This window comes from Alitiscatomonas aceti (assembly GCF_025567195.1).
Taxonomy (GTDB): domain Bacteria; phylum Bacillota; class Clostridia; order Lachnospirales; family Lachnospiraceae; genus Alitiscatomonas; species Alitiscatomonas aceti.
This window is the reverse complement of record NZ_JAOQJF010000013.1, coordinates 39,118-63,528: the sequence shown is the minus strand read 5'-3', so window position 1 is coordinate 63,528 and position 24,411 is coordinate 39,118. Positions and strand designations below refer to the sequence as shown.

Here is a 24,411-nt window from a genome sequence, read left to right as displayed (position 1 = left end):
GATTCAATTTGCAAAACATAGAGTAGCAAAAAGAGAGAGCGAGGTGTTACAATGACCATAGAAGAAATTCTTGCAGGAGAATCGAAGAATGTGGAGTTTAAAGAGACCCTGCCGGAGAAAAGCATCAAATATATGAAGTCTGTGGTTGCCTTTGCGAATGGAACCGGAGGAAAAATCATTTTCGGAATTGCCGATAAAACCAGAGAGGTTGTTGGCTTTGACAAGGAAGATGTATTCAAGAAAATGGATGCCATTGCCAATGCTGTATCAGACAGTTGTGAACCGGCAATCATCCCGGATATTACTTTACAGACGGTTGATGGTAAAACTGTTATTGTGGTAGAGGTTTCTGAGGGCAGACAGCGACCGTATTATATCAAAGCCCTTGGCAGAGATGGCGGTGTATATGTCCGTGTTGCCGGAACTACCCGCCTTGCCGACGAGTATATGATAAAAGAATTGTTGTTTGAGGGCAGTAATCGTTACTACGATCAGGCTTTATGTACTGGGTTAAATGTTACAGATAAAGATATTGATGTCCTTTGTAAAGCCATGAAGGAACAGGCTGTTAAAAATGCCCGTACAGAGGAACAGAAAGCAGCAATTAAAGATGTAGGCAGACAGCAGTTGCGCTCCTGGGGCATTTTGATTGAGCGTGATGGAAAAGATTATCCGTCTAATGCGTTTGCTATTTTGACTGGCAACGGAGGACTTCATGTTGCAACGCAATGTGGTGTGTTCAAAGGTACAACGAAAGCGGTATTTGTTGATCGTAGAGAATATACCGGTCCGCTTTGGGAGCAGATAGATGAAGCATTTCAGTTTGTTCTGAGAAATATTCATCTGGGTGCTACCATTGTGGGAATTTATCGGCAGGATATTTATGAGATTCCACCGGATGCCATTCGTGAGTTGATTATCAATGCCATGGTGCATCGTAGTTATCTGGATCATGGTACAATACAGGTTGCGGTATATGACAATCGTTTGGAAATCACTTCTCCCGGAAAGCTGCCAATGGGACAAACGATGGAGCGTATGAAAGAAGGTTATTCCAAAATCAGAAATGAAGCCCTTGCCCATGCGTTTGCCTATATGAACCTGATTGAGCATTGGGGAAGCGGCATTCCGAGAATTATTGATAAAGTAAAAGCTGCCGGATTGCGGGAGCCGGAGTTTATTGGTGGCGAAGTGGATTTACGTATCAATATTTATCGAGGTCAGGTTGATACCAATAACGCCATAATTAACGCCAATGGCACTAAAAATGGCACTAAAAATGGCGCTAATGGCGTTAAATGTGGCGTCGATGATGGCACTAATAGCGCTGAAGTGCCGCTTAATAAGGAACAGACGCAGATAGAAAAATTGTTGCAGATTATAGAGAAGAATCCGTCTGCAACACAGGCCTATTATGCAGAAAAAATGGGTATATCGAAAAGAACGATTTCTCGAATGTTCGCTTCTTTACAGGAAAAAGGTAGATTGGTACAGGGCGGAACAAAACGAAAAGCAAATTGGAAAATTATAAGGTAGGAGGACAGCATGGATACAGATAAAATAATACAAGATTTAAATCGCAGATTTGCTGCACCTCTGCCTGAGTTTTATCAGCGTCGTATCATTTTCTGGTATGATGAAGATAAGGAATTTGAGGATAAACTGGATGAAGTGGTTTTGGAAAATGCAAAGGTGATTGCGCTGACAGGAAATAATGCGTTTTCTGTAAAAAAACTGCTTTCAGTAGATGATTTGACCACAAATTATCTGGTTTACAGTCCGTGTGTCTATAATCGCCCGGATGATAACTGGCTTCTGGATGTAGAGCTTTACAGTGAAGAGTTTCGGGCAGATCTGATTTCTATCTGGATGGATGAGATGGGACTTATATCAAATCCGGCAATGAGGAAACAGGTTAAAAATTATCGTGCTTACTTCAATGCGAAAGACCGTCGTTTGAAAGTTAGTACACAGAATAAAGTTCCGGAAACACCGGCACAGTTACACATGGCTGTCATGGCGGCAATCTGTGGATTGAAAGATGCACAGCCTAATATGATTCTCCGTAGTGTGTTCCAGGCGGGACTGGATTTGAATAATAATACGGTTTATCAGGATTTTGTAAAATATCATGCAGACGCAGCTTTTTGGGCGATGGTTCGTCAGGGATGCGGATTTGTGGAGGAAAAACCAGACCTTGGGCGGTTGGCAATTCATCTGCTTTTAACTGCAGCGACCCGTACCATGCGGCAGGAATATCTTGCCGGATTGGACGGTTTTATTTCCATGCCACATCAGGCATATTGCTATGATTTTATTTCTGAATGGCTTCATAGTGATAACATTCCGCAATTATATGATGTGGCACGTTATGTTGAGGATGAAGCCCGTCTGCATCAGCGCTTTGAAAAGCTGGCAGTAGAGGATTTGGTAGGAACAGAGTGCTTTCCGTGTATTAATGAAGTAATTCTGACAAAGCTAATGACAGAGATCAGTGACCATATCATTGATGTGGATACCATTACGAATACCGTTGAAAAACGTAGAACCTGTGTATGGTATGAGCCATTTGAAAATTTTTATGACGGTATCTTACAAGTGGCGAATATGCAAAGTTTCTTTAAGAAACATTCTGCCGGATTCCATACCGCAGAGGCGAAAAGTATCTGGAAAGAATATACTGAGAGTTACTATCAGATGGACACGTATTACCGTTTGTTCCATCTTAGTTTTCAAAAGAGTTTGGAGACTTCCAATATTCTGCTGGATGATTTGTTCAAGCATGTTGTCGATAAGGTGGAAGGACTTTATACGCACTGGTTCTTAGGTGAGTTGGGCAACAACTGGTCGGATGTATGTGCGGATGAACTGGCAACTTACGGTAAAGTTCTGGAAGTACCGCAACAGGAGGATTTTTACCGTTCTCGCATTCAGACTTCGGATACGAAAGTATTTGTAATTATCTCAGATGCCATGCGTTATGAAGTGGCAGCTACGATGGCAGATCAGCTTCAGCGAGAAACGCAAAGTAAGGTTTCTATCAGCAGTATGCAGAGCATCTTCCCTTCTACTACAAAGTTTGGTATGGCAGCTTTGTTGCCGCACAAAGAACTGACAGTAGAGGTTCGGAACGATATTTTGACGGTTTTGGCAGATGGACAGTCTACGGCAAGTACTTATAGGGATAAGGTTCTGAAAACAGAAGATTCGGCAAGCGTGGCTTTAAAGTATAATGATATCATTGCTATGAAACGAGCGGAAAGAAGTGCTTTGGTAAAAGGTATGGATGTGGTCTATATTTACCACGATACCATAGATGAAGCCAGCCACACTTCGGATACTGCTGTTTTTGCTGCGTGTGACAAGGCGATTTCAGAATTGAAGAACCTCGTGCGTATCATTGTAAATGAATTTGGTGGAACGAATATTCTAATTACGGCAGATCATGGATTTCTTTATACATACAGTCCTTTGAAGGAAGAGGACAAAGTAGATAAAAGAGGATTTTTTGATGTGGATGTAACAAACACTGACATTACAAAAAAAGAAAGTATCAGGCGATGTGTGGAGTATGGCAGAAGATATGCAATTATGCAGAAGGGTGTGCAACCAGATTACTTGATGCCTGTAAAATTCTTAGGCGGAAATACGGAATTCGATGGATTTGCACCGAGAGAAAGTATTCGTATCAAAATGAATGGTGGCGGTATGAATTTTGTGCATGGTGGTATCAGTTTGCAGGAAATGGTTGTTCCAGTGATTGAGTATCATTATCTCCGCAACGATTCTATGGAATATAAGCGAAATAAGCAGAAATATGATACTAAGCCGGTAACGGTTAATTTACTGTCCGCAAACCGTAAGATCAGCAATATGATTTTTTCGTTGAACTTCTATCAAAAAGATGCGGTCAGTACAAATCGTGAAGCAGCAACCTATCAAGTTTATTTTACAGATGAGGACGGCAAACAGATTAGTGATATTCAGAAGATTATTGCAGATAAGACCAGCGATAACGGTGCAGAAAGAACTTTCCGTTGTCAGTTTAATTTGAAATCTCTGAAATACAGCAATACAGCTACTTATTATTTGGTAATTGCAGATGTACAGGGATTACAGCTGCTACAGCGGGAGCCATTCCAGATTGACATCGCCTTTGCGGTGGACGAGTTTGATTTTTTTAATTAATGCCGCAGGAGGAGAGAAAGATGGAGCAATTTGCAGAGGGTGAAAGTACCCGTGAAGAAATAAAGAACAAGCTCCGTCAGAACTTTGACGGTAAGATTGTTCGGAAAGACCTGACAAAGAAAATTAAAGAAGGGGCGAATGTCCCAGTGTATGTTCTTGAGTTTTTGTTGGGACAGTATTGCAGTTCAGATGATGAGACGGTTATAGAGAAAGGCGTACAGAATGTGAAGCGTATTCTTGCTGACAACTTTGTACGCCCGGATGAATCACAGAAAATTCTGTCTCAGCTGCGTAAAAAAGGCAGTCACACAATCATTGATATGGTGACTGTTCGACTGGATATGAAAAAGGATTGCTTTTTTGCAGAGTTTTCTAATTTGGGCATTGGTAATGTACCGATTGCCGATGAATATCCGGAAAAATTTGATCGCCTGCTCTGCGGCGGTATCTGGTGTATTGTTCAGCTGGATTATGAGGTTGAAGGCGACAATAATTTTGGTATTGAGGACATTGATGGAAATCCGCTTCGTTCCAAACAGAAAAAGCAGAAAGATATTTCACCAATCAGTATCCGTAAGCTGACACCGATCCAGATGCCGCACATTGATATTGATGAACTGAAGCAGAGACGAAAAGCTTTTACGAAAGATGAATGGCTGGATATTCTTCTTCGTTCTATCGGCATGGAGCCAGATGAATTCACATATCGTGAGAAATGGCTGCTCCTGACCCGCATGATTCCATTAGTTGAAAATAACTTTAATCTTTGTGAGCTAGGACCGAGAAGTACCGGTAAATCTCATCTTTACAAAGAGATTTCACCGAACAGTATTTTGATTTCCGGTGGACAGACGACGGTTGCAAACCTGTTTTACAATATGGGACGCAAAACGGTCGGACTGGTCGGCTTATGGGATTGTGTAGCCTTTGATGAAGTGGCAGGTATCAAGTTTAAAGATAAAGATGGCATTCAGATTATGAAGGATTATATGGCATCCGGCTCTTTTGCCCGTGGCAAAGAAGAAAAAGCTGCTACTGCGTCCATGGTATTTGTGGGAAATATCAATCAGAGTGTGGACGTGCTGTTGAAAGCGTCCAGTCTGTTTGCACCTTTCCCGCAGGAAATGGGAACAGATACAGCATTTCTTGATCGTATGCATTGTTATCTTCCAGGATGGGAGATACCGAAGTTCAGACCGGAGCATTTTACCGATGATTACGGTTTTATCAGTGACTATTTGGCAGAGTTCATCCGAGAGCTTCGCAAGGAGCAGTATGGAGATGCACTTGATCACTACTTCCGCTTGGGGAGAAATCTGAATCAGCGTGATACAATTGCGGTTCGTCGTATGATAGACGGTTATCTGAAGTTGATGTACCCAAATGGTGAGTTTACCAAAGAAGAACTGGAAGAAATTATTCAGATTGCATTGGAAATGCGTCGCCGTGTCAAGGAGCAATTGAAGAAGCTGGGTGGCATGGAGTTTTATGATGTGAACTTCTCCTATATAGACCTAGAAGATATGTCAGAACATTATGTTTCCGTACCAGAACAGGGTGGTGGTAAGCTGATACCGGATGGAATGTGTAACCCGGGGCAGATTTATACCGTATCCAGAGGAAAAAGCGGCATGATTGGTGTATTTCGTTTGGAAAGCCAGATGCTTCCAGGCAATGGCAAAATTGAACGGACTGGCTTAGGCAGTGATTCTAAATGCAAGGAAGCGGTGAACACGGCATTTAATTATCTGAAAGCCAACGGCAATCGGATCAGTGGCTCTATCAGCACATCGACCAAAGACTACATCATCAATTATCAGGATTTGCAGGGTATCGGCATGACAGATAAACTGGCACTTCCAACATTGATTGCACTTTGTTCGATTGCCATTGGAAAGCCTGTTGTCAGCAACTTGGCAGTGTTGGGAGATATAACAATCAGCGGCACAATGATAAAGGTGGATGAACTTGCAAACACGCTTCAGGTATGCCTGGACAGCGGTGCAAGGAAGGTGCTGATTCCGAGTACCTCGTTTGTTGATTTCGCAAGTGTTCCGGCTGATCTGATGAGTGCATTTCAGCTGATTCCGTATCAGAGTGCGGAAGATGCGGTGTTTAAGGCGTTGGGGGTAGAGTAAAATCGAAGATAGGAGGCTATGAATGGCTATTGAGAAGGTAATCATTCAAAATTTTAAGAAGTTTAAAAATCCGTTTGAAATAAAATTTAATGAAAATATCAATCTTCTGGTTGGGGATAACGAATCTGGAAAATCTACTATTCTTGAAGCCATTCATGTGGCTTTAACTGGTATGTATGCTGGGCGAAATATTAGAAATCAGCTGTCAACATATTTATTTAATAGAGAAGCAGTTGAGGAATACCTGACATCAGTGGAAAATGGACATCCGATTGCACCCCCAGAAATAATGATTGAGTTATATTTCAAAAGTGGAACATTGCCTGAATATGAGGGAAATGGTAATTCTGAAAAAAGTGATGGTATAGAGGGAATCAGATTCACGATTAGTTTTTCCGATAAATTTAATTCAGAATATGAAAGTTTGTTGAAAGCAGAAAAACTTACAAGTTTGCCTATTGAATTTTATGAAGCTAAATGGTTCTCTTTTAGCCGAGATGAGAAAATGCCCAGATTTATACCAATAAAATCTGTAATGATTGATTCGTCAAATTACAGATACCAAAATGGGTCTGATGTATATATTTCCAGAGTAGTAAAGGATTTCCTTGAACCAGAGGACATAACAGCAATAACACAAGCCCATAGAAATATGATAGATGAGTTTGCACAAAATGAAGCAATTCAGTCAATCAATGAGAAAATTAGTGCAGCGTCTACGGTTATGAATGGGAAATTATCATTGAGTGCTGATCAGGGAGTTCAAAATTCCTGGGAGTCAAGTTTGGTTACGCAGGTGGATGGAATCCCATTTGCTCATGCTGGAAAAGGTGCACAATGTATTATAAAAACACAATTAGCTTTAAGTCATAAACAGGCAGAAAAAGCAAGTATTATTTTGATTGAAGAACCTGAAAGTCATTTGTCTTTTTCTCGATTAAGCGAATTGATGGGAGTTATAGAAAAGGCTGCATCTGGTAGACAGATTATAGCATCAACGCATAGTAGCTTTGTCGCTAATAAACTCGGACTGGAAAATTTAATTTTACTTTCAGACGATAATTGTTGCTCGATGCAATCGCTCAAAAAAGAAACTTTTGAATTTTTCAAAAAAGTGGCAGGTTATGATACACTGCGACTGATTCTTTGTAAAAAATCAATCTTAGTAGAGGGCGATTCAGATGAGCTGGTTGTTCAGCGGGCATATATGGACACTCATGAGGGGCGGCTTCCTATCCAAGACGGAATAGATGTAATGACCGTAGGTGGGGTGACATTTAAGCGGTATCTTGAAATTGCACAGATATTAAACAAAGAAACGGTTGTTGTTACGGACAACGATGGAAATATTGAAGCTGTTAAGAAAAAGTACAGAGAATACGAAGAAATACCATGTATCCATATATGCGTTGATGAGGTAGTGGATACAGGTGACTTGAAACTGTCAGATAAGGATTTTAATTATAATACCTTAGAGCCGAAAATATTGAAAGAAAATGGGCGAGAAGCAATGAATAATATATTTGGAACTAACTACGATACGGATGATGAGATGCACAAATATATGCACGCTCATAAGACGGATTGTGCCATAGCAATTTTTGAATCGGCTACGAAAATTAAATATCCTGAGTATATAATGAGGGCAATAAAAAATGAGTAGTCTAATTATTGCGGCGGCAGGGGCAGGAAAAACAACATTTCTTGTAAAGAAGGCATTGGAGATTTCTGAAAATGTTTTGATAACAACTTATACCGATGCTAATGAACAAAGCATTAGAGACAAATTTTACGAAATAAATGGTTGTATTCCATCCAATGTAACTATTATGCCGTGGTTTTCGCTGCTAATCAAGCATGGTATACGACCTTACCAAAGCTATCTTATAAATAACAGGGTATCCGGTGTGTTATTAGTGAATAAGGCAGATAAAAATTTATTGAGACTAAAGGATACAAATGAGAAAAAATATGTCACGGCTTCCGGTAATGTATATTCAAATATGATTTCAAAACTGCCATGTGTTTTGGATGGATTATCGAATGGCTGTGTATTTCGCAGAATACGAAAAATTTTTTCTTATGTTTTTGTAGATGAAATACAAGATTTTGCCGGATATGATTTAGAAGTTATAAAAAAGCTATACGAGGTTGGCTGCAATATGACTTTAGTAGGAGATCCCCGTCAGACGACATATCGAACTCATTACGAAGCAAAACATAAAAAGTATGCAGGTGGGAAAATAGTGGATTTTGTGCAGGATAATATTACCGGAATGAATATTGATACCACAACATTATCTACATCTCATCGAAATAATCAGATCATATGTAATCTTGCAAATCATATGTATCCTGATATGAAGCCATGTGATTCTGCTATGAATGAAAAAACGGGACATGATGGAATATTTTGGATTAACGAAAAAAATATTGATAGCTATATGGAAACATATAATCCGATACAGCTTAGATATGACAAAAAAACTAAGGTAAATACAAAATTTGAAGTAACGACTTTTGGATCATCAAAGGGACTTACTTTCGACAGAGTTTTGATATATCCAACACAGCCAATGTTAAATTGGCTGTCAGGGAAATCGAAGGATATGAAAGCTGAAAGTCTTTCAAAGTTTTATGTGGCCGTTACCAGAGCGAAGTATAGTGTAGCTTTTGTATATAAAACAAAAAAGATTCCTTCTGAGGATATTGGAGAAATGTGGATAGATGGATAAATAACTGAAGAGAATTATCTGAAAAAGGCAGAAAAATCCCCCCATCGTTGAAGAGTCTATGAAAGTTTTATGTAAATAAAGATTTAAAAGGTCTTCTATGATAAGATAATAAATCATAGGAGGCCTTTTATCATGGCAAGAGAAAAGAAAACCGTACACAAAGTACAAATGACTGAAGGAAAAAGAAAATATCATTCAGATGCTCCTGCAGGAGTATGACATCGAGTCTGCCCAGGACATTCAAGATGCCCTTAAAGATCTGCTTGGCGGCACCATCAAGGAAATGATGGAAGCTGAAATAGATGAACACTTAGGCTATTGCTTCCATGACTTAGGAACTAAAACGGATGCAGGCATCAGAGATATTCCTATGACACAGATGGTATATGATGTGTTCCGTAAGCAGAGAGAACTGAACCTGATGCCCGGTTTACAGAGTAATGTGGAGATTGGTGGACGTAGTGGATTTATTTTCAATACAAAGCATGAACGTCCGATCATGCCGGCGGGAGTGAACAGCTTTCTGAAAAATATCGTCAATGCCTATAATAAGAAAGTAAATTGGCAGAAGATGAGAAGCGAGAGACAGAGCTGATGCCCCCTATTTCATCGCATACCCTTCGTCATACGGGATGTACCAGGCTGGGTGAGAACAATGTCAACCCCAAAGTTATGCAGTATGTCATGGGCCATTCAGATGCATAGATCACAATGAATGTCTATAATCATATTGTAGAGAAGTCTCATGTGGAGAATGAGATGTCTAAAATGAACCTGCCAGAAACTGTGACTGCTGTGGTATAAACCATAAGTCGTTGTCGTAAAAATGTGGTCAAATCAAGAAAATCGAGTGCAAAAGCAAGTGAAAAATCCCTGTGAGACCAGTAAAATCAAGGATTCACAAATTCTTCAAAAAAAAATTAGCACTCACCTCTTGACAGTGCTAATAACATGTGTTATATTCTGCCTAGAACAAATAAACAAGACCATTTCCTTTTCAAAAGGAGGATTGTATATGAATATCAGTAAGTTTACACAAAAGTCAGTGGAGGCCGTCCAGGGCTGCGAGAAGCTGGCTTATGAATATGGAAACCAGCAGATCGACCAGGAGCATCTTCTGGTGAGCCTCCTGCGGCTGGAGGACAGCCTGATCATGAAGCTGGTAACGAAAATGGGAATCTCCGGCGGACAGTTTTTAAACGAGGCGGAGCAGGCGTTAAATAAGCTTCCGAAGGTTTCCGGCGGCGGCCAGGTCTATCTGACCAACGATCTGAACAAGGTCCTCATCAGCGCAGAGGATGAGGCAAAGGCCATGGGAGACGAGTACGTTTCCGTGGAGCACCTGTTCTTATGCCTGTTAAGGGAGCCCAACCGGGCTTTAAAGGAGCTGTTCCGCTTATATGCCATTGACCGGAACAATTTTTTACAGGCTCTTTCCACCGTCCGCGGAAACCAGCGGGTGGTCAGCGACAATCCAGAGGCTACTTATGATACCTTAAATAAATATGGGGCCGATCTGGTGGAGCGGGCCAGGGACCAGAAGCTGGACCCGGTCATCGGCCGGGATGCGGAGATCCGGAATGTGGTCCGGATCCTGTCCCGGAAGACAAAGAATAACCCGGTGCTCATCGGCGAGCCAGGCGTCGGAAAGACGGCCGTGGTGGAGGGCCTTGCCCAGAGGATCGTCCGCGGCGATGTGCCGGAGGGCTTAAAGGATAAAAAGCTGTTTTCCCTGGATATGGGAGCACTGGTGGCAGGAGCCAAATACCGGGGCGAATTTGAGGAGCGGTTAAAGGCTGTTCTGGAGGAAGTGAAAAAGAGCGAGGGGCAGATCATTCTCTTCATCGATGAGCTTCATACCATTGTGGGAGCGGGAAAGACAGAGGGTTCCATGGATGCCGGAAATATGTTAAAGCCCATGCTGGCCAGGGGCGAGCTCCACTGCATCGGCGCCACGACCCTGGACGAATATCGGAAATATATTGAAAAGGATCCGGCCCTGGAGCGGCGGTTCCAGCCGGTGACGGTGGATGAGCCCACGGTGGAGGATACCATCTCCATCCTCCGGGGACTGAAGGACCGGTATGAGGTCTTCCATGGAGTAAAGATCACCGATTCGGCCCTGGTTTCGGCGGCGGTCCTGTCCAACCGGTATATCAGCGACCGGTTCCTTCCGGATAAGGCCATTGACCTGGTGGACGAGGCCTGTGCCATGATAAAGACCGAGCTGGACTCCATGCCCACCGAGCTTGATGAGCTGTCCAGGAAGATCATGCAGCTGGAGATCGAGGAGGCAGCCTTAAAGAAGGAAACCGACCATCTGAGCCAGGAGCGGCTGGCGGATCTCCAGAAGGAGCTGGCGGAGCTTCATGACACCTTTGCCTCCCAGAAGGCCCAGTGGGAGAACGAGAAGGCGTCGGTGGACCGGCTTTCCAGCCTCCGTGAGGAGATCGAGAGCCTGCACCGCCAGATCCAGGACGCCCAGCAGAAGTATGACCTGAATAAGGCAGCGGAGCTCCAGTACGGAAAGCTTCCGCAGCTGGAAAAGGAGCTGGAGGCCGAGGAGGAAAAGGTAAAGAACCAGGATCTGAGCCTGGTCCATGAAAGCGTTACAGAAGAGGAGATCGCCAGGATCATTTCCCGGTGGACGGGGATCCCGGTGGCAAAGCTTACAGAAAGTGAGCGGAATAAGACACTTCATCTGGATGAACAGCTCCATAAGCGGGTGGTGGGCCAGGATGAAGGCGTGGAGAAGGTCACAGAGGCCATTATCCGGTCCAAGGCCGGGATCAAGGATCCCACCAAGCCCATCGGCTCCTTCCTGTTCTTAGGCCCCACTGGCGTCGGAAAGACGGAGCTGGCCAAGGCCCTGGCGGAGAGCCTGTTTGATGACGAGAACAACATGGTGCGGATCGATATGAGCGAATATATGGAAAAGCATTCCGTGTCCCGTCTCATCGGTGCTCCTCCAGGATATGTGGGCTACGATGAGGGCGGCCAGCTGACCGAGGCAGTCCGCAGAAAGCCCTATTGTGTGGTCTTATTCGATGAGGTGGAAAAGGCCCATCCGGACGTGTTCAACGTGCTTTTACAGGTACTGGACGACGGGCGGATCACCGATTCCATGGGAAAGACCGTGGACTTTAAGAATACGATCCTCATCCTGACCTCCAACATCGGCTCCCAGTATCTCCTAGAGGGCATCGATGAGAACGGGAATATCCGGCCGGAGGCGGAGCAGATGGTCATGAACGACCTTCGGGCCCATTTCCGTCCAGAGTTTTTAAACCGTCTGGATGAGACCATCCTCTTTAAGCCTCTGACAAAGGACAACATCGGAGGGATCGTGGATCTTCTGGCGGCAGACATCAACCGGCGTCTGGCCGATAAGGAGCTGACCATCGCCCTGTCCGATGAGGCAAAGCAGTTCATCGTGGACAATGGCTACGATCCGGTTTACGGAGCCAGACCGCTGAAACGGTATCTGCAGAAAAATGTGGAGACCCTGGCGGCAAAGCTGATCCTTTCCGACGGCGTCCATACAGGAGATACCATCCTGATCGATGTGGTGGACGGACGGCTGACGGCGCTGGCTGAACGATAACTGAACGGATATGACTGAAATCACCCGGAAGGGACGGTTCCATATGGGAACGTTCTTTTCCGGGTATTTTTATATCATGGGAAAATGCGTCCCATGATATTAAAACGCTCCGCAGGGACAGCCATGGGCCGGAAGCAGTTTTTCCGCAGAGGGAGCAAAAAAGCGGCCCGTCCGCAGGCGGAAAAGCACGCAGGTGCGTTTTTTCGTTCCCCCGGACAGCCCATGCTCATATATTAATAGGAAAGAAATGGATGGGGAGCGGGAGAACGTGTCAGTTTACGTGGTAAAGGAAGGAGACAATGTGGACCGGATCGCAGAGACGGCCGGTATCCCTGTGGGAGAGCTTCTGTGGGCCAACCAGATAGAATATCCATACCGCCTGGCTGTGGGCCAGTCGCTCCTGATTCCGGAAGGACCGGCGGCGGACCGGGAACAGTCCAGGCGGGAGCTATACTCATTTGGTTATGCATATCCGTTTATTTCAAGGGAGACGGCGGAGCAGACGCTTCCGTTTCTGACAGATCTTTATATTTTTTCCTACGGCTTTACAGAACAGGGAACACTGATCCCGCCTTCGTCCGATGATACCTGGCTGATCCGCCAGGCAGCGGATGCCGGTGTGGATCCCGTGATGGTCCTGACGCCCCTGGGTGCAGACGGCCGCTTTAACAACAATCTGGTGACGGCGCTGATGGAGGACAGAAGGCTCCAGGAGAGGCTGATCTGGGAGCTGGGACGGACGATGACAGAAAAGGGCTACCGGGGGCTGGACATTGATTTTGAGTATGTCCGGGCAGAGGACGGGCCGGCCTTTGCAGAATTTACAGGCCGTGTGCGCCGTGTGCTCCAGGTATTCGGTTATCCGGTCTCTGTGGCCCTGGCTCCGAAAACCTCGCCGGACCAGAAGGGACTTTTATATGAAGGAATCGATTACCGTCTGTTAGGGGAGGCGGCGGACCGGGTGATGCTGATGACGTATGAATGGGGATATACATACGGTCCGCCTATGGCCGTAGCCCCCCTCAATATGGTCCGCCGGGTGGTGGAGTACGCGGTTTCAGCCATTCCGGTGGAAAAGATCAGCCTGGGGATCCCCAATTATGGGTATGAATGGCCCCTTCCCTATGTGCGCGGGACCACAAAGGCCCAGTCCATCAGCAACCGGGAGGCGGTGGCCCGGGCCATCGATCATGGAGTCCCGATCCGGTTCGACGAGACGGCCTGGTCCCCATACCTTCGTTACTGGCAGTACGGGATCCAGCATGGGATCTGGTTTGAGGATGTGCGGAGCATTCAGGGAAAGTTTGACCTGATCCGGGAATATGGCCTTCTGGGGGCCGGTTACTGGCAGCTGATGAATTTTTTCCGTCCCAACTGGCTTTTAATGGAAGAAAAATTCCGAATTATTAGAAATAATTAAAGTTTCTGAATATTCATTGGGTTATTGACTTTTTTTCTCCTATCGCCCATGATAGAGGGGCTGAAAAAAGCAGAAAAAGGCTAAAAAGGAGAGAGAAAAGTGGAAAAAGCAGAAACAAAAGGAGCGGCGTTTGACTTTTATGGGAAGCTTCCGCTCACAAAGGCAGTTCCCCTGGGGCTTCAGCATGTGCTGGCCATGTTTGTGGGAAATCTGACTCCGATCCTCATCATCACAGGCGCCTGCGGCATTGGAGCAGGCAGCGAATTTGCAGAGCTGCAGGTGGATCTGCTGCAGAACGCCATGCTGGTGGCCGGGATCGTGACACTGGTGCAGCTTTATGCCATCGGTCCTGTGGGAGGAAAGGTACCCATTATCATGGGGACCAGTTCCGGCTTCATTGGCGTATTCAACAGTGTGGCAAAGGTCATGGGCGGCGGCATTGCCGGCTACGGGGCCATTATGCTGGCCTCCATCCTGGGCGGCCTGTTTGAGACGGTCCTGGGCTTTTTATTAAAGCCCCTGAGACGGTTTTTCCCGGCAGTGGTCACTGGAACAGTAGTCCTTTCCATCGGCCTGTCCCTGGTATCCGTGGGCGTCGGCTCCTTTGGCGGCGGAAACGCGGCAGCCGATTTTGGTTCCCTTGAGAACCTGGCTCTGGGCGCTCTTGTGACGGTGGTGATCATCGCGTTCAAGCACGGAACAAAGGGCATGACCAGCGCATCGTCCATTCTGATCGGCATCATCGCCGGATATATTGCGTCGGCTGTCATGGGCCTGTTTTTATCCCCCACCGGCATCACTGCCGATGGCGTGGAGTATACCAAGGCATGGGTTTTAAACTGGGACAAGGTGGCGGAGGCTTCCTGGTTTTCCATACCGAAGCTGATGCCGGTCCCCCTGGTCTTTGACCTGCGCGCCATCGTCCCGGTGCTGATCATGTTCATCGTAACGGCAGTGGAGACCGTGGGCGATATTTCCGGAGTGATGGAAGGCGGCATGGGACGGGAAGCGACCGATTCTGAGCTTTCCGGCGGCGTTATCTGCGACGGTCTGGGTTCCAGCTTTGCAGCCCTGTTCGGCGTGCTGCCCAACACATCCTTCAGTCAGAACGTGGGCCTGGTGGCCATGACAAAGATCGTCAACCGGCATGCCCTGGCCACAGGAGCCGTATTCCTGGTGTTCTGCGGCCTGCTCCCCAAGCTGGCGGCGCTGATCTCCATTATGCCCCAGAGCGTTCTGGGCGGAGCGGCGGTGATGATGTTTTCATCCATCGTCATCAGCGGCATCCAGCTGATCACAAAGGAGCCGCTGACAGCCAGGAACATCACCATCGTATCCACGGCCCTGGGACTTGGCTACGGTATTGGTGCCAATGGCGCAGTGATCGCCGGACTTCCCGAGGCAGTACAGCTGATCTTCGGAGGCTCCGGTATCGTTCCGGCAGCGATCCTGGCCATTGTCCTGAACATTGTGATCCCCAGGGAGAAGAAGGCTTAAAGAGCCTGGCTGCTGGCTTCCGGACTGAAAACAGGAAGGAGGCCGGGAGGTATCTGGATACCAGGGCGTACCAGAAGAGATCCAGAAGGGCCCTTTTTAGAAAGTAAAAGTGGAAAATATCCGCCCTGCGGCTTATATCATAGAAGAAAAGGATCATGGAACGGAAAAGGCCCCTGCTTTTCTGGCAGATGGGCGTAAATGCTGAAGTGAATTTTATCCGGATGGCCGGAGGTCTGTATCATATGACGGCACAGACCGCAGAGGCCATGGGAGAAAAGATGATCATATGGAGGAGGGAAACAGATGCTTAAATTCAGAGAATATGTGCGGGCGGAGAGCCTGGAGGACGCTTATGTGCGGAACCAGAAGAAATCGGCCCATATCCTCGGCGGCATGCTGTGGCTGAAAATGCAGAACCGAACGGTTCAGACGGTCATCGATCTGTCGGACCTGGGACTTTCCGGTATTGAAGAAACGGAGGAGGAATACAGGATCGGGGCCATGACCAGCTTAAGGGATCTGGAGCTCCATAAGGGGCTTGACGCCATGACCGGCGGGGCCGTCCGGGAGAGCCTGCGTCACATCGTGGGCGTCCAGTTCCGGAACCTGGCCACCGTGGGCGGCAGTATTTTTGGACGGTTTGGATTTTCTGACGTGCTGACCATGTTCCTGGCCCTGGATTCCTGGGTGGAGCTGTACCATGGAGGTCTGGTGCCCATGGAGCGGTTTGCGGCAGAGGGAGCAGAAAATGATATTCTGGTGAGGGTCATCGTAAAGAAGGAAAAACGGCGGTACGCCTACCTGTCCCACCGGAACACAAAGACGGATTTTCCTGTGATGGCCTGTGCGGTGGCCGTTGGGGAAGGATGGAGATCCGGAGAAGGGGAACGGGCTGCCGGACGGGCTGTTTTCGGGGCGACTCCGGCCCGGGCCAGATCCTATGAGCTTCCGGCAGAATGGCTGGAGCGGTTTCAGGGCTCCGGAGAGGAAGAGCGGAAGGTTCTGGCTGCGGAGCTTGCATCTGTGGTCCCCACGGGCAGCAATATCCGGGCGGGAAAGGAATTCCGCAGCCACCTGGCGGGCGTTCTCCTGTACCGGGGACTGATGGAAGCATTGTACGGCGGAAGCGGACAGGCCGCAGGAGCCGGCGCTCCGGCCTGCCTGACAAAAGAGAAGGAGGGACAGAGGGCATGAAGATTTCACTGGTCTTAAATGGGAAAAATGTGGAGGCGCTGATCTCTGACGACAGGCTTCTCATTGATTTTTTACGGGATCACGGCTGTCTCAGCGTGAAGCGGGGCTGCGAGTCGTCCAACTGCGGCCTCTGCACCGTGTTTATGGATGATAAGCCGGTCCTTTCCTGTTCTGTCCTGGCGGCCCGGGCCGACGGCCACAGGATCGACACCCTGGAGGGGCTCCAGAAGGAGGCCGAGGAGTTCGGCGCGTTCATCGCCGACCAGGGAGCGGAACAGTGCGGCTTCTGCAATCCGGGCATGGTCATGAACGCCATTGCCATGTTCCGGGAAAATCCGGACCCCACGGACGATGAGATCCGGGAATATCTGGCCGGGAACCTGTGCCGCTGCTCCGGCTACGAGGGACAGCTCCGGGGGATCCGCGCGTTTATTGAATATAAAAAGAAGGGAGGAGCGTCATGAAGAATGTAAATCAAGGGATCCGTAAGAAGGACGCCATGGCGCTTCTGATGGGAAAACCGGTGTATATGGACGATCTGGCCCCCAGGGACTGTCTGATCGTTAAGGTGTTAAGGAGCCCCCACGCCAATGCCATGATCCAGTCTGTAAAGACGGATGCGGCCATGAAGGTGCCGGGGATCGCAGCCGTTTATACCTGGGAGGACGTGCCTGCAGAGCGGTTTACCATGGCCGGGCAGACGTATCCGGAGCCCAGCCCCTACGACCGGCTGATCCTGGACCGGCATGTGCGGTATGTGGGAGATCCGGTGGCCATTGTGGCCGGGGAGACCGAGGACGCCGTAGACCGGGCCTTAAAGCTGGTGAAGGTGCAGTATGAGGTGCTTCCGGCCATTCTGGACTTCCGGACTGCCAAGGATAACGAGATCCTGGTCCATCCCGAGGACAGCTGGAGATCCCTTTGTCCTGTGGGCGCGGACAATAAGAGAAATCTGTGTGCCAGCGATGTATCCGGACAGGGAGATGTGGATGCGGTCCTGGCAGAGTGCGACGTGGTGGCAGAGGGTACATACCATACCCTGGCCGACCAGCAGGCCATGATGGAGACCTTCCGGACCTGCTGCTATTTTGACGCCTACGGACGGCTGAACATTTTAAGCTCCACCCAGATCGTGTTCCATGTGCGGCGGATCATTTCCAACGCCCTGGGGATCCCCAAGTCGAAGATCCGGGTCGTGAAGCCCAGGATCGGCGGCAGCTTCGGAGCGAAGCAGACGGTGGTTTCTGAGATCTTCCCGGCTTTTGTCACCTGGAAGACGGGGCGGCCGTCCAAAATGATCTTTTCCCGGACGGAGAGCCAGACGGCCTCCACTCCCCGCCATGAGATGGAGGTCTCTGTGCGGGTCGGAGCCACTAAGGATGGGATCATCCAGGCCATCGACGTGTACACCTTATCTAATACTGGAGCATATGGCGAGCACGGCCCCACGACTGTGGGACTTTCCGGCCATAAGTCCATTCCGCTGTACGGTACTCCCAGGGCTTACCGGTTTGCCTACGACGTGGTCTATACCAACGTGATGTCGGCGGGAGCCTACCGGGGCTACGGAGCCACCCAGGGGATCTTTGCCGTGGAGTCGGCAGTCAACCAGCTGGCGGAAAAGCTGCACATGGATCCGGTGGAGCTGCGTCTCAAAAATGTGGTGCGTCAGGGAGATGTGATGCCGGCCTATTACGGCGAGACAGCGGCAAGCTGTACCCTGGATCAATGTCTGATGCGTACAGCGGAGATGATCGGCTGGAAGGAAAAATTCCCCTGCCGGGACATGGGAAATGGAAAGGTGAGGAGTGTCGGCATCGCCATGGCCATGCAGGGCTCCGGGATCTCCGGCGTGGACGTGGGCTCGGCTTCCATCAAGCTCAATGAGGACGGATACTATACGCTGACCATCGGAGCAGCAGACATGGGAACTGGCTGCGATACCATCCTGGCCCAGATGGCTGCGGAGTGCCTGGACTGCTCCACAGACCAGATCACCGTTTACGGGGCGGATACGGACGCTTCCCCCTACGACTCCGGATCCTATGCGTCCAGCACCACCTATGTGACGGGAAAGGCCGTGGAGAGAGCCTGCGGAAAGCTGCTGGAGAAGATGGAGGACAAGGCGGCGGAGCTTCTGAGGGCGCGGTATGCGGCGGATGGCTGCGGCCTGGGCGCTCCAGGCGCCTGTGCTTCCGGGCCTCCGGATGTTTCCGGCGCGGAACTGGAGTTTGACGGGACACGCTTCCTGGATCCGGCTACCGGAGAGTCGGTGACTCTGACAGACCTGGGGACGGCGTCCATGTGCGGCAGCCAGGAAGCCCTCCAGGTGACGGAGACCCACAGCTCTCCCGTATCGCCGCCGCCGTTCATGGCAGGCGCGGTGGAGATCGAGCTGGATAAGGAGACAGGCCATGTGGAGATCCTGGACTATGCGGCTGTGGTGGACTGCGGAACGGTCATCAATCCCAACCTGGCCCGGGTCCAGACCGAGGGCGGCATTGTCCAGGGCATTGGAATGGCCTTATATGAGAATGTCCAGTACGACAAAAAGGGTCATATGATGAACAACTCGTTCATGCAGTATAAGATCCCCACCCGGCTGGATATGGGAAGGCTGCGGATAGAATTTGAAAGCAGCTATGAGCCCACCGGCCCCTTCGGAGCCAAGTCCATCGGAGAGATTGTCATCAACACGCCGTCCCCGGCCATTGCCCATGCCATTGCCAACGCCACAGGGCTGTGGTTTAAGGAGCTTCCCATCACCAGTGAGAAGATCGCCATGGGACTGCTGAAGAAATGAAAATAAGATGTGTGTATCTGGCGGCTGGAAACAGCCGCCGGTTTGGAAAAAACAAGCTTTTTCATATGGTCGGGCAGAATCCCATGTACCTGCATCTGCTGGACCGGCTGGCGGCTGTGGCAGAAAGGCATAAGGAGCTGGAGATCGTGGTAGTGTCCCAGTATGAGGAGCTTTTGCAGGAGGCAGTAGGAGAAGGCCCCGGGCCTGTCTGCGATCCCTCTGTGGAAAAGGAGCGGAGGGCCCTTCTTGCCGGCTCCGGCCGTCTGTATCCTGTATACAGCCCCCAGAGCCGGGAGGGAGTATCCCACAGCATCCGGGCCGGGATCCTGGCGGGAATGCCGGAATCCAGCCCGATCTCTGGAATGTGCAGGCAGGAGGCCGGGAGAGAGCCGGATGTCTATGTGTTTTTTGTGGCCGATCAGCCGTGGCTTTCGGAAAGGACTGTGGAAGCTTTTCTGGAATTCATGAAGAAGGTCTCAGGAGGAGACCGGGAAAGCCATCCGATCGGCTGCGTTTCCTGCCTGGGGGAGCCGGGGAATCCGGTGTGGTTTTCTGCATTTTATAAGGATGAGCTTCTGGCTCTGTCCGGGGACCGGGGAGGAAAACGGGTTATGAAAGCCCATATGGACCAGGTACATTTTTTTGAAGTAGAGGAAGAGAGAGAACTTTGGGATGTGGATACCCTGGAGGACCAGGCTGGCCGGTAATCCAGGGACATCCATGGAAAAAAGAAAGGAGTCTCATATGAAACCAGAATCCAGCGTAATATTCTTTCCGTGCAAAAATATGGAGGAAACAAAAAAATATTATACCACTGTTTTAGGGCTCCCCGTTTATAAGGATCTGGGGTCCAGCGTGTGGTTTGACTGCGGGTACGGCTATCTGGCCTTCTGCGATTATGGTCCAGCCCGGCCCATGGCCACAGGCCAGTGCATTTCCTTTAATCTGCCGTCCCTGGAGGATGTGGACCGCATGTATGAAGCCTTAAAGAGCCGACCGACTCTGGGACTTTCTGCCCCGCCGGCTCACCACCCGAAATTTCCGGTGTATTCCTTCTTCTTTTCTGATCCCAATGGATATACGCTGGAGTATCAGAGGACGACGGACTAGGGTTTTGGGAGCAGGATAGGGAATGAGCGGGTGGGAATAAGTTAAAAAAGGCTTTTGAGTCCCGGAAAACCTTGAAAAATCAAGCGTTTGAGAAGAAATACAAGACTTAAATGGGGATATAAGAAGATGATTAAGTGCTATTTATTTGCCACGGCAATATCTTGAAAAGCCCTGAAAAAGCCTGTAAAATCAATAGATTTACAAAGCAAATAGGCACTTACTACACCACTGCTACACCATTTTTTCAGTAAGAGCCTTGAATGACAAAATTGTAAATGGAAAAATTTAGCGGCAGCGTCCTTTGAATGGATTGCTGCCGCTTGTGTTAGGGACTAATAATAGAATATCTACCCTAAGCAAATGCTCATGTGCGGTAAAGTAACAAACATGAACTTAGCAGACAGCCGCCTACTATTCCAAAAAAGTATCGGGACAAAATGAAATCTGTCCCGATACTTTTTATACGTTTTGGGCTTTATATTCCTCTCCCCAATTCCACATAGCGTCCAAAATCGGTTTAAGGCTCTTACCTAATTCTGTCAGACTGTACTCAACACGTGGTGGAACTTCTGCATAAACCTTTCGATTGACAAGCCCTTTTTCTTCCATATCACGCAGCTGTGCTGTCAATACTTTTTGAGAAACATTCCCTATGGATTTTTTTAATTCTCCAAATCGTTTTGTTCCGGGCATTAAGTCACGCAATATGAGAACTTTCCATTTATCGCCTATCAGCATAAGGGGGGTTTCTACTGGGCAGGCTGGCAAATTTTTTTCGTTTGGCATGGTATCTCTCCTTTTCTATAGTTTCATTTTGGTAACTATAGCACAATTATGTGCTTACTTTACAAAAGGGCTTTACGGAATTATTATAATCTTGCAAACGAAAAATTGCAAACGAAAAAACTTATTTAATATCAGGAGGTCATTTATCATGAATGAAGTTGTGAAATTTTTACAGGAAAATCCCGTACAGTATCTTGCCACAGTTGGTCGTGACGGGAAAGCAAAATGCCGTCCGTTTATGTTCTGCTTTGAGCAGGACGGAAAGCTGTGGTTCTGCACAAATAATACGAAAGATGTTTATAAGGATATTCAGAATAACCCCTATATTGAAGTTTGTGTTTCTTCTCCGGCGTATGCGTGGATTCGCTTGAACGGGAAAGTTGTTTTTGAGAACAACATGGCAGTAAAAGAAGGCTGCATGAATAACCTGATTGTAAAGGGACAGTATCAAACCGCAGACAACCCGATTTTTGAGGTATTCTATCTTGAGGACGCACACGCAGTAATCGCTGACTTTTCCGGCAACCCGCCGAAAGAATATGACCTGTAAATAGCAAGAGCAGCCCTGCGAGCCGATAAGGTTGCAGGGCTGCCCTATATGGAGGACACATCATGACTATCCGAGAATATTTTTCCTTTATTGTGGATGAAATTCATTCCACTGTTATAGCTACTGTAGACGATAACGATCTGCCTGTAACTTGTGCCATTGACATTATGGATTTTGATGAAAATGGTTTGTATTTTTTAACCGCAAAGGGAAAAGGATTTTATGACAGACTGAAAAAACAGGGCTTCATAGCTTTAACAGGAATGAGGGGAAAAGATACCTTATCCTGTGTGGCTGTTTCTGTTCGTGGAAAAGTTCGTGAAGTTGGAACAACACTCCTGCCAACACTTTTTCAAAAAAATCCTTATATGAATGAACTCTACCCCAGTGTGGAATCCATGTCTGCCCTTACGGTATTTCAGCTCTACGAAGGAAGTGGGGAATGGTTTGATTTATCCAAAAAACCGATTGAACGGGCTGGTTTTACATTTGGAGGCGGAAAAGATAATCAAGAACGTTATTTTGTTACGGATAAATGTATTGGGTGTAAATTATGTTATTCCCGTTGTCCTCAAAAATGTATCGACATAGAAAAAAAGCCTGTTGTGATTCAACAGGAACATTGTTTGCATTGTGGAAACTGTTATGAAATCTGCCCTGTACGTGCAATAGAGAAAAGAGGTGGTAGCTTATGACGCAGCTTGAACGGCTATATCAACTCAATTCTTTTCTCTTAAATGAAATGCCGCAATATAAAAAGCAGGCGCTCTCTTTTGGAAAAGATGAAAAAAATCAATTTCAGCTATTTCGGTCACTTGTAAATGTACGCCCGCCAATGCCAGCGTCTTTTCAATTTTTGAAGATACAGGACGAATATCTGCAAGCAGAGCTTAGGGGCAAAGGGATTACCGATATTGAAAGTTTGACTGCCATTACAGAAGATTTATATTTATGGCAAGGGGATATTACAACGTTAAAATGCGGAGCGGTTGTTAACGCAGCAAACAGTCAAATGTTAGGGTGCTTTTGCCCTTGTCATGGCTGCATTGATAATGCAATTCATACCTTTGCAGGAATACAGCTCAGGCTTGAATGTGATAATCTGATGAAACAACAAGGGCATGAGGAACAGACAGGACAGGCAAAAATCACGCCAGCCTTTAATTTGCCAAGTGAGTTTGTAATTCATACAGTCGGACCGATTATTCAAGGAAAACTCAAACAATCTGACTGTGAACTGCTTGCAGACTGCTACCGTTCTTGCCTGTCACTTGCAGAAAAGAATGGAGTAACCAGTATAGCATTTTGTTGTATCTCAACAGGAGAATTTCATTTTCCAAATGAGAAAGCTGCGGAAATTGCGGTACGGGCAGTTAGGAACTATAAATCTCAAACGCAAAGTAAAATCAAGGTGGTATTTAATGTTTTCAAAGATATGGACGATGAAATCTACCGAAAACTATTCGGATAATATAAAAAGACTAAAACAGGCAATCGACAATGCTGATGCAATTCTAATAGGTGCGGGAGCTGGACTATCTGCATCAGCTGGTTACACTTATGACGGTGTATGTTTTCAGAAATATTTTGCTGATTTCAACCAGAAATACGGGATTTCTGATATGTATTCCGGCGGTTTCTATCCATACGAAACGCTGGAAGAATACTGGGCGTGGTGGTCAAGGCATATTTACTGTAACCGTTACGACCAACCGCAAAACGAAGTGTACCAAATGCTGCTGAAATTGATACATGGCAAAGATTATTTTGTTCTGACGACCAATGTAGACCATTTATTTCAAATCAACCATTTTGATAAAAAGAGATTATTTTACACACAGGGCGATTATGGCTTATGGCAGTGTTCAAAAGCGTGTCATCAAAAGACGTATGATAATGAAACGGCAGTCCGAAAAATGATTGTCGAACAACAGAACATGAAAATTCCTTCCGAACTCATTCCCTATTGTCCTGTTTGTGGCGCACCAATGACAATGAATTTACGGTGTGACAATTCTTTTGTTCAAGACGAAGGCTGGTATCAGGCGAATATCCGATATGAGGATTTTGTCCGCAGACATAAAGGCTCAAAATTGTTGCTTTTTGAACTGGGTGTAGGCAATAACACACCTGTCATAATTAAATATTCTTTTTGGAAAATGACAGTGCAAAATCCTAATGCAATATATTCCTGTGTTAATTTATCTGACGCTTATGCACCAACCGAAATTAAGCGACAGTCAGTATGTCTTGACGGAGATATAGGTACTATTTTGAAAACAGTATCTTGAAATCTTGCTGGAATAGCAAACCCAGCCGAGCCAGTCAACGGCAAGTAAATGGACTGCGCCCACCGTTGACAGCCCCGCCTGTCCTTGCTGGTGGG

21 protein-coding genes are annotated in these 24,411 nt (G+C 47.3%); 20 read left to right on the top strand and 1 reads right to left on the bottom strand.

Annotated elements, in window-relative coordinates; all coding sequences use genetic code 11:
- Positions 1 to 51: 51 nt before the first annotated feature.
- The 16 genes from OCV69_RS08265 to OCV69_RS08190 all read left to right on the top strand — a co-directional run bounded on the left by OCV69_RS08265 (position 52) and on the right by OCV69_RS08190 (position 20,689).
- The gene (locus OCV69_RS08265) at positions 52 to 1,536 is read left to right on the top strand and encodes an RNA-binding domain-containing protein (RefSeq protein ID WP_158358551.1); all 1,485 of its coding nucleotides are present in this window, start codon (positions 52 to 54) and stop codon (positions 1,534 to 1,536) included.
- A gap of 9 nt (positions 1,537 to 1,545) precedes the next feature.
- Positions 1,546 to 4,188, top strand: coding sequence for a BREX-1 system phosphatase PglZ type A (gene pglZ / locus OCV69_RS08260; protein WP_158358552.1), 2,643 nt, complete (start codon positions 1,546 to 1,548; stop codon positions 4,186 to 4,188).
- Between the two features lie 20 nt (positions 4,189 to 4,208).
- A complete protein-coding gene (brxL, locus tag OCV69_RS08255) occupies positions 4,209 to 6,326 on the top strand; it encodes a protease Lon-related BREX system protein BrxL (RefSeq protein ID WP_158358553.1) in 2,118 nt (705 codons plus the stop codon).
- 22 nt (positions 6,327 to 6,348) lie between these two features.
- Positions 6,349 to 7,989, top strand: coding sequence for an ATP-dependent nuclease (locus OCV69_RS08250; RefSeq protein WP_158358554.1), 1,641 nt, complete (start codon positions 6,349 to 6,351; stop codon positions 7,987 to 7,989).
- Positions 7,982 to 9,061 (top strand): UvrD-helicase domain-containing protein, encoded by a 1,080-nt coding sequence (locus OCV69_RS08245; protein ID WP_158358555.1) that lies wholly within the window; start codon positions 7,982 to 7,984, stop codon positions 9,059 to 9,061. Before OCV69_RS08250 ends, OCV69_RS08245 begins: the two co-directional genes overlap by 8 nt.
- 199 nt (positions 9,062 to 9,260) lie before the next feature.
- Positions 9,261 to 9,656 carry a hypothetical protein gene (locus OCV69_RS17115; RefSeq protein ID WP_331485675.1) on the top strand — a complete coding sequence of 132 codons (396 nt, stop codon included), beginning with the start codon at positions 9,261 to 9,263 and terminating at the stop codon, positions 9,654 to 9,656.
- The gene (locus OCV69_RS17110) at positions 9,656 to 9,766 is read left to right on the top strand and encodes a tyrosine-type recombinase/integrase (RefSeq protein ID WP_262563060.1); all 111 of its coding nucleotides are present in this window, start codon (positions 9,656 to 9,658) and stop codon (positions 9,764 to 9,766) included. The genes OCV69_RS17115 and OCV69_RS17110 overlap by 1 nt, the downstream gene beginning before the upstream one ends.
- A 310-nt stretch (positions 9,767 to 10,076) precedes the next feature.
- Positions 10,077 to 12,665 carry an ATP-dependent chaperone ClpB gene (gene clpB, locus OCV69_RS08230; RefSeq protein ID WP_158358556.1) on the top strand — a complete coding sequence of 863 codons (2,589 nt, stop codon included), beginning with the start codon at positions 10,077 to 10,079 and terminating at the stop codon, positions 12,663 to 12,665.
- 268 nt (positions 12,666 to 12,933) lie between these two features.
- Positions 12,934 to 14,085 carry a glycosyl hydrolase family 18 protein gene (locus OCV69_RS08225; RefSeq protein WP_158358557.1) on the top strand — a complete coding sequence of 384 codons (1,152 nt, stop codon included), beginning with the start codon at positions 12,934 to 12,936 and terminating at the stop codon, positions 14,083 to 14,085.
- 99 nt (positions 14,086 to 14,184) lie between these two features.
- Positions 14,185 to 15,582 carry a uracil-xanthine permease family protein gene (locus OCV69_RS08220; protein ID WP_158358558.1) on the top strand — a complete coding sequence of 466 codons (1,398 nt, stop codon included), beginning with the start codon at positions 14,185 to 14,187 and terminating at the stop codon, positions 15,580 to 15,582.
- Between the two features lie 155 nt (positions 15,583 to 15,737).
- Positions 15,738 to 15,893: a hypothetical protein gene (locus OCV69_RS08215; protein WP_262563058.1), complete on the top strand. Its 156-nt coding sequence runs from the start codon at positions 15,738 to 15,740 to the stop codon at positions 15,891 to 15,893.
- Positions 15,886 to 16,776: an FAD binding domain-containing protein gene (locus OCV69_RS08210; protein ID WP_158358559.1), complete on the top strand. Its 891-nt coding sequence runs from the start codon at positions 15,886 to 15,888 to the stop codon at positions 16,774 to 16,776. The genes OCV69_RS08215 and OCV69_RS08210 overlap by 8 nt, the downstream gene beginning before the upstream one ends.
- Positions 16,773 to 17,240: a (2Fe-2S)-binding protein gene (locus tag OCV69_RS08205; protein ID WP_022272981.1), complete on the top strand. Its 468-nt coding sequence runs from the start codon at positions 16,773 to 16,775 to the stop codon at positions 17,238 to 17,240. Before OCV69_RS08210 ends, OCV69_RS08205 begins: the two co-directional genes overlap by 4 nt.
- Positions 17,237 to 19,579 (top strand): xanthine dehydrogenase family protein molybdopterin-binding subunit, encoded by a 2,343-nt coding sequence (locus OCV69_RS08200; RefSeq protein ID WP_158358560.1) that lies wholly within the window; start codon positions 17,237 to 17,239, stop codon positions 19,577 to 19,579. Before OCV69_RS08205 ends, OCV69_RS08200 begins: the two co-directional genes overlap by 4 nt.
- Complete coding sequence (locus tag OCV69_RS08195) at positions 19,576 to 20,286, top strand: nucleotidyltransferase family protein (protein WP_158358561.1); 711 nt, start codon at positions 19,576 to 19,578, stop codon at positions 20,284 to 20,286. Before OCV69_RS08200 ends, OCV69_RS08195 begins: the two co-directional genes overlap by 4 nt.
- A gap of 37 nt (positions 20,287 to 20,323) precedes the next feature.
- A complete protein-coding gene (locus tag OCV69_RS08190) occupies positions 20,324 to 20,689 on the top strand; it encodes a VOC family protein (RefSeq protein ID WP_262563057.1) in 366 nt (121 codons plus the stop codon).
- A gap of 459 nt (positions 20,690 to 21,148) precedes the next feature.
- Here the strand turns inward: OCV69_RS08190 and OCV69_RS08185 are convergent, their stop codons facing one another.
- The gene (locus tag OCV69_RS08185) at positions 21,149 to 21,475 is read right to left on the bottom strand and encodes a winged helix-turn-helix transcriptional regulator (RefSeq protein WP_158358563.1); all 327 of its coding nucleotides are present in this window, start codon (positions 21,473 to 21,475) and stop codon (positions 21,149 to 21,151) included.
- A gap of 148 nt (positions 21,476 to 21,623) precedes the next feature.
- Here OCV69_RS08185 and OCV69_RS08180 point away from each other — a divergent pair, with 148 nt between their 5' ends.
- The 4 genes from OCV69_RS08180 to OCV69_RS08165 all read left to right on the top strand — a co-directional run bounded on the left by OCV69_RS08180 (position 21,624) and on the right by OCV69_RS08165 (position 24,316).
- Entirely contained in the window at positions 21,624 to 22,025 is a 402-nt protein-coding gene (locus OCV69_RS08180) for a pyridoxamine 5'-phosphate oxidase family protein (RefSeq protein ID WP_158358564.1), read from the top strand.
- A gap of 62 nt (positions 22,026 to 22,087) precedes the next feature.
- Positions 22,088 to 22,720: a 4Fe-4S binding protein gene (locus tag OCV69_RS08175; RefSeq protein ID WP_158358565.1), complete on the top strand. Its 633-nt coding sequence runs from the start codon at positions 22,088 to 22,090 to the stop codon at positions 22,718 to 22,720.
- Positions 22,717 to 23,496, top strand: a complete 780-nt coding sequence (locus OCV69_RS08170) for a protein-ADP-ribose hydrolase (RefSeq protein ID WP_158358566.1) — start codon at positions 22,717 to 22,719, stop codon at positions 23,494 to 23,496. Before OCV69_RS08175 ends, OCV69_RS08170 begins: the two co-directional genes overlap by 4 nt.
- Positions 23,447 to 24,316, top strand: coding sequence for an SIR2 family NAD-dependent protein deacylase (locus OCV69_RS08165; RefSeq protein WP_158358567.1), 870 nt, complete (start codon positions 23,447 to 23,449; stop codon positions 24,314 to 24,316). The genes OCV69_RS08170 and OCV69_RS08165 overlap by 50 nt, the downstream gene beginning before the upstream one ends.
- Positions 24,317 to 24,411: the final 95 nt, after the last annotated feature.

What these genes read in the sequence shown, in the direction of transcription:
- OCV69_RS08165 (WP_158358567.1), top strand. Translation starts at nt 23,447, where the DNA reads ATGTTTTCAAAGATATGGACGATGAAATCTACCGAAAACTATTCGGAT.
- OCV69_RS08215 (WP_262563058.1), top strand. Translation starts at nt 15,738, where the DNA reads ATGGAACGGAAAAGGCCCCTGCTTTTCTGGCAGATGGGCGTAAATGCT.
- OCV69_RS17110 (WP_262563060.1), top strand. Translation starts at nt 9,656, where the DNA reads ATGCCCCCTATTTCATCGCATACCCTTCGTCATACGGGATGTACCAGG.
- OCV69_RS08170 (WP_158358566.1), top strand. Translation starts at nt 22,717, where the DNA reads ATGACGCAGCTTGAACGGCTATATCAACTCAATTCTTTTCTCTTAAAT.
- OCV69_RS08250 (WP_158358554.1), top strand. Translation starts at nt 6,349, where the DNA reads ATGGCTATTGAGAAGGTAATCATTCAAAATTTTAAGAAGTTTAAAAAT.
- OCV69_RS17115 (WP_331485675.1), top strand. Translation starts at nt 9,261, where the DNA reads ATGCTCCTGCAGGAGTATGACATCGAGTCTGCCCAGGACATTCAAGAT.
- brxL (WP_158358553.1), top strand. Translation starts at nt 4,209, where the DNA reads ATGGAGCAATTTGCAGAGGGTGAAAGTACCCGTGAAGAAATAAAGAAC.
- OCV69_RS08195 (WP_158358561.1), top strand. Translation starts at nt 19,576, where the DNA reads ATGAAAATAAGATGTGTGTATCTGGCGGCTGGAAACAGCCGCCGGTTT.
- clpB (WP_158358556.1), top strand. Translation starts at nt 10,077, where the DNA reads ATGAATATCAGTAAGTTTACACAAAAGTCAGTGGAGGCCGTCCAGGGC.
- pglZ (WP_158358552.1), top strand. Translation starts at nt 1,546, where the DNA reads ATGGATACAGATAAAATAATACAAGATTTAAATCGCAGATTTGCTGCA.
- OCV69_RS08200 (WP_158358560.1), top strand. Translation starts at nt 17,237, where the DNA reads ATGAAGAATGTAAATCAAGGGATCCGTAAGAAGGACGCCATGGCGCTT.
- OCV69_RS08265 (WP_158358551.1), top strand. Translation starts at nt 52, where the DNA reads ATGACCATAGAAGAAATTCTTGCAGGAGAATCGAAGAATGTGGAGTTT.
- OCV69_RS08185 (WP_158358563.1), bottom strand. Translation starts at nt 21,475, where the DNA reads ATGCCAAACGAAAAAAATTTGCCAGCCTGCCCAGTAGAAACCCCCCTT.
- OCV69_RS08190 (WP_262563057.1), top strand. Translation starts at nt 20,324, where the DNA reads ATGAAACCAGAATCCAGCGTAATATTCTTTCCGTGCAAAAATATGGAG.
- OCV69_RS08210 (WP_158358559.1), top strand. Translation starts at nt 15,886, where the DNA reads ATGCTTAAATTCAGAGAATATGTGCGGGCGGAGAGCCTGGAGGACGCT.
- OCV69_RS08180 (WP_158358564.1), top strand. Translation starts at nt 21,624, where the DNA reads ATGAATGAAGTTGTGAAATTTTTACAGGAAAATCCCGTACAGTATCTT.
- OCV69_RS08175 (WP_158358565.1), top strand. Translation starts at nt 22,088, where the DNA reads ATGACTATCCGAGAATATTTTTCCTTTATTGTGGATGAAATTCATTCC.
- OCV69_RS08205 (WP_022272981.1), top strand. Translation starts at nt 16,773, where the DNA reads ATGAAGATTTCACTGGTCTTAAATGGGAAAAATGTGGAGGCGCTGATC.
- OCV69_RS08245 (WP_158358555.1), top strand. Translation starts at nt 7,982, where the DNA reads ATGAGTAGTCTAATTATTGCGGCGGCAGGGGCAGGAAAAACAACATTT.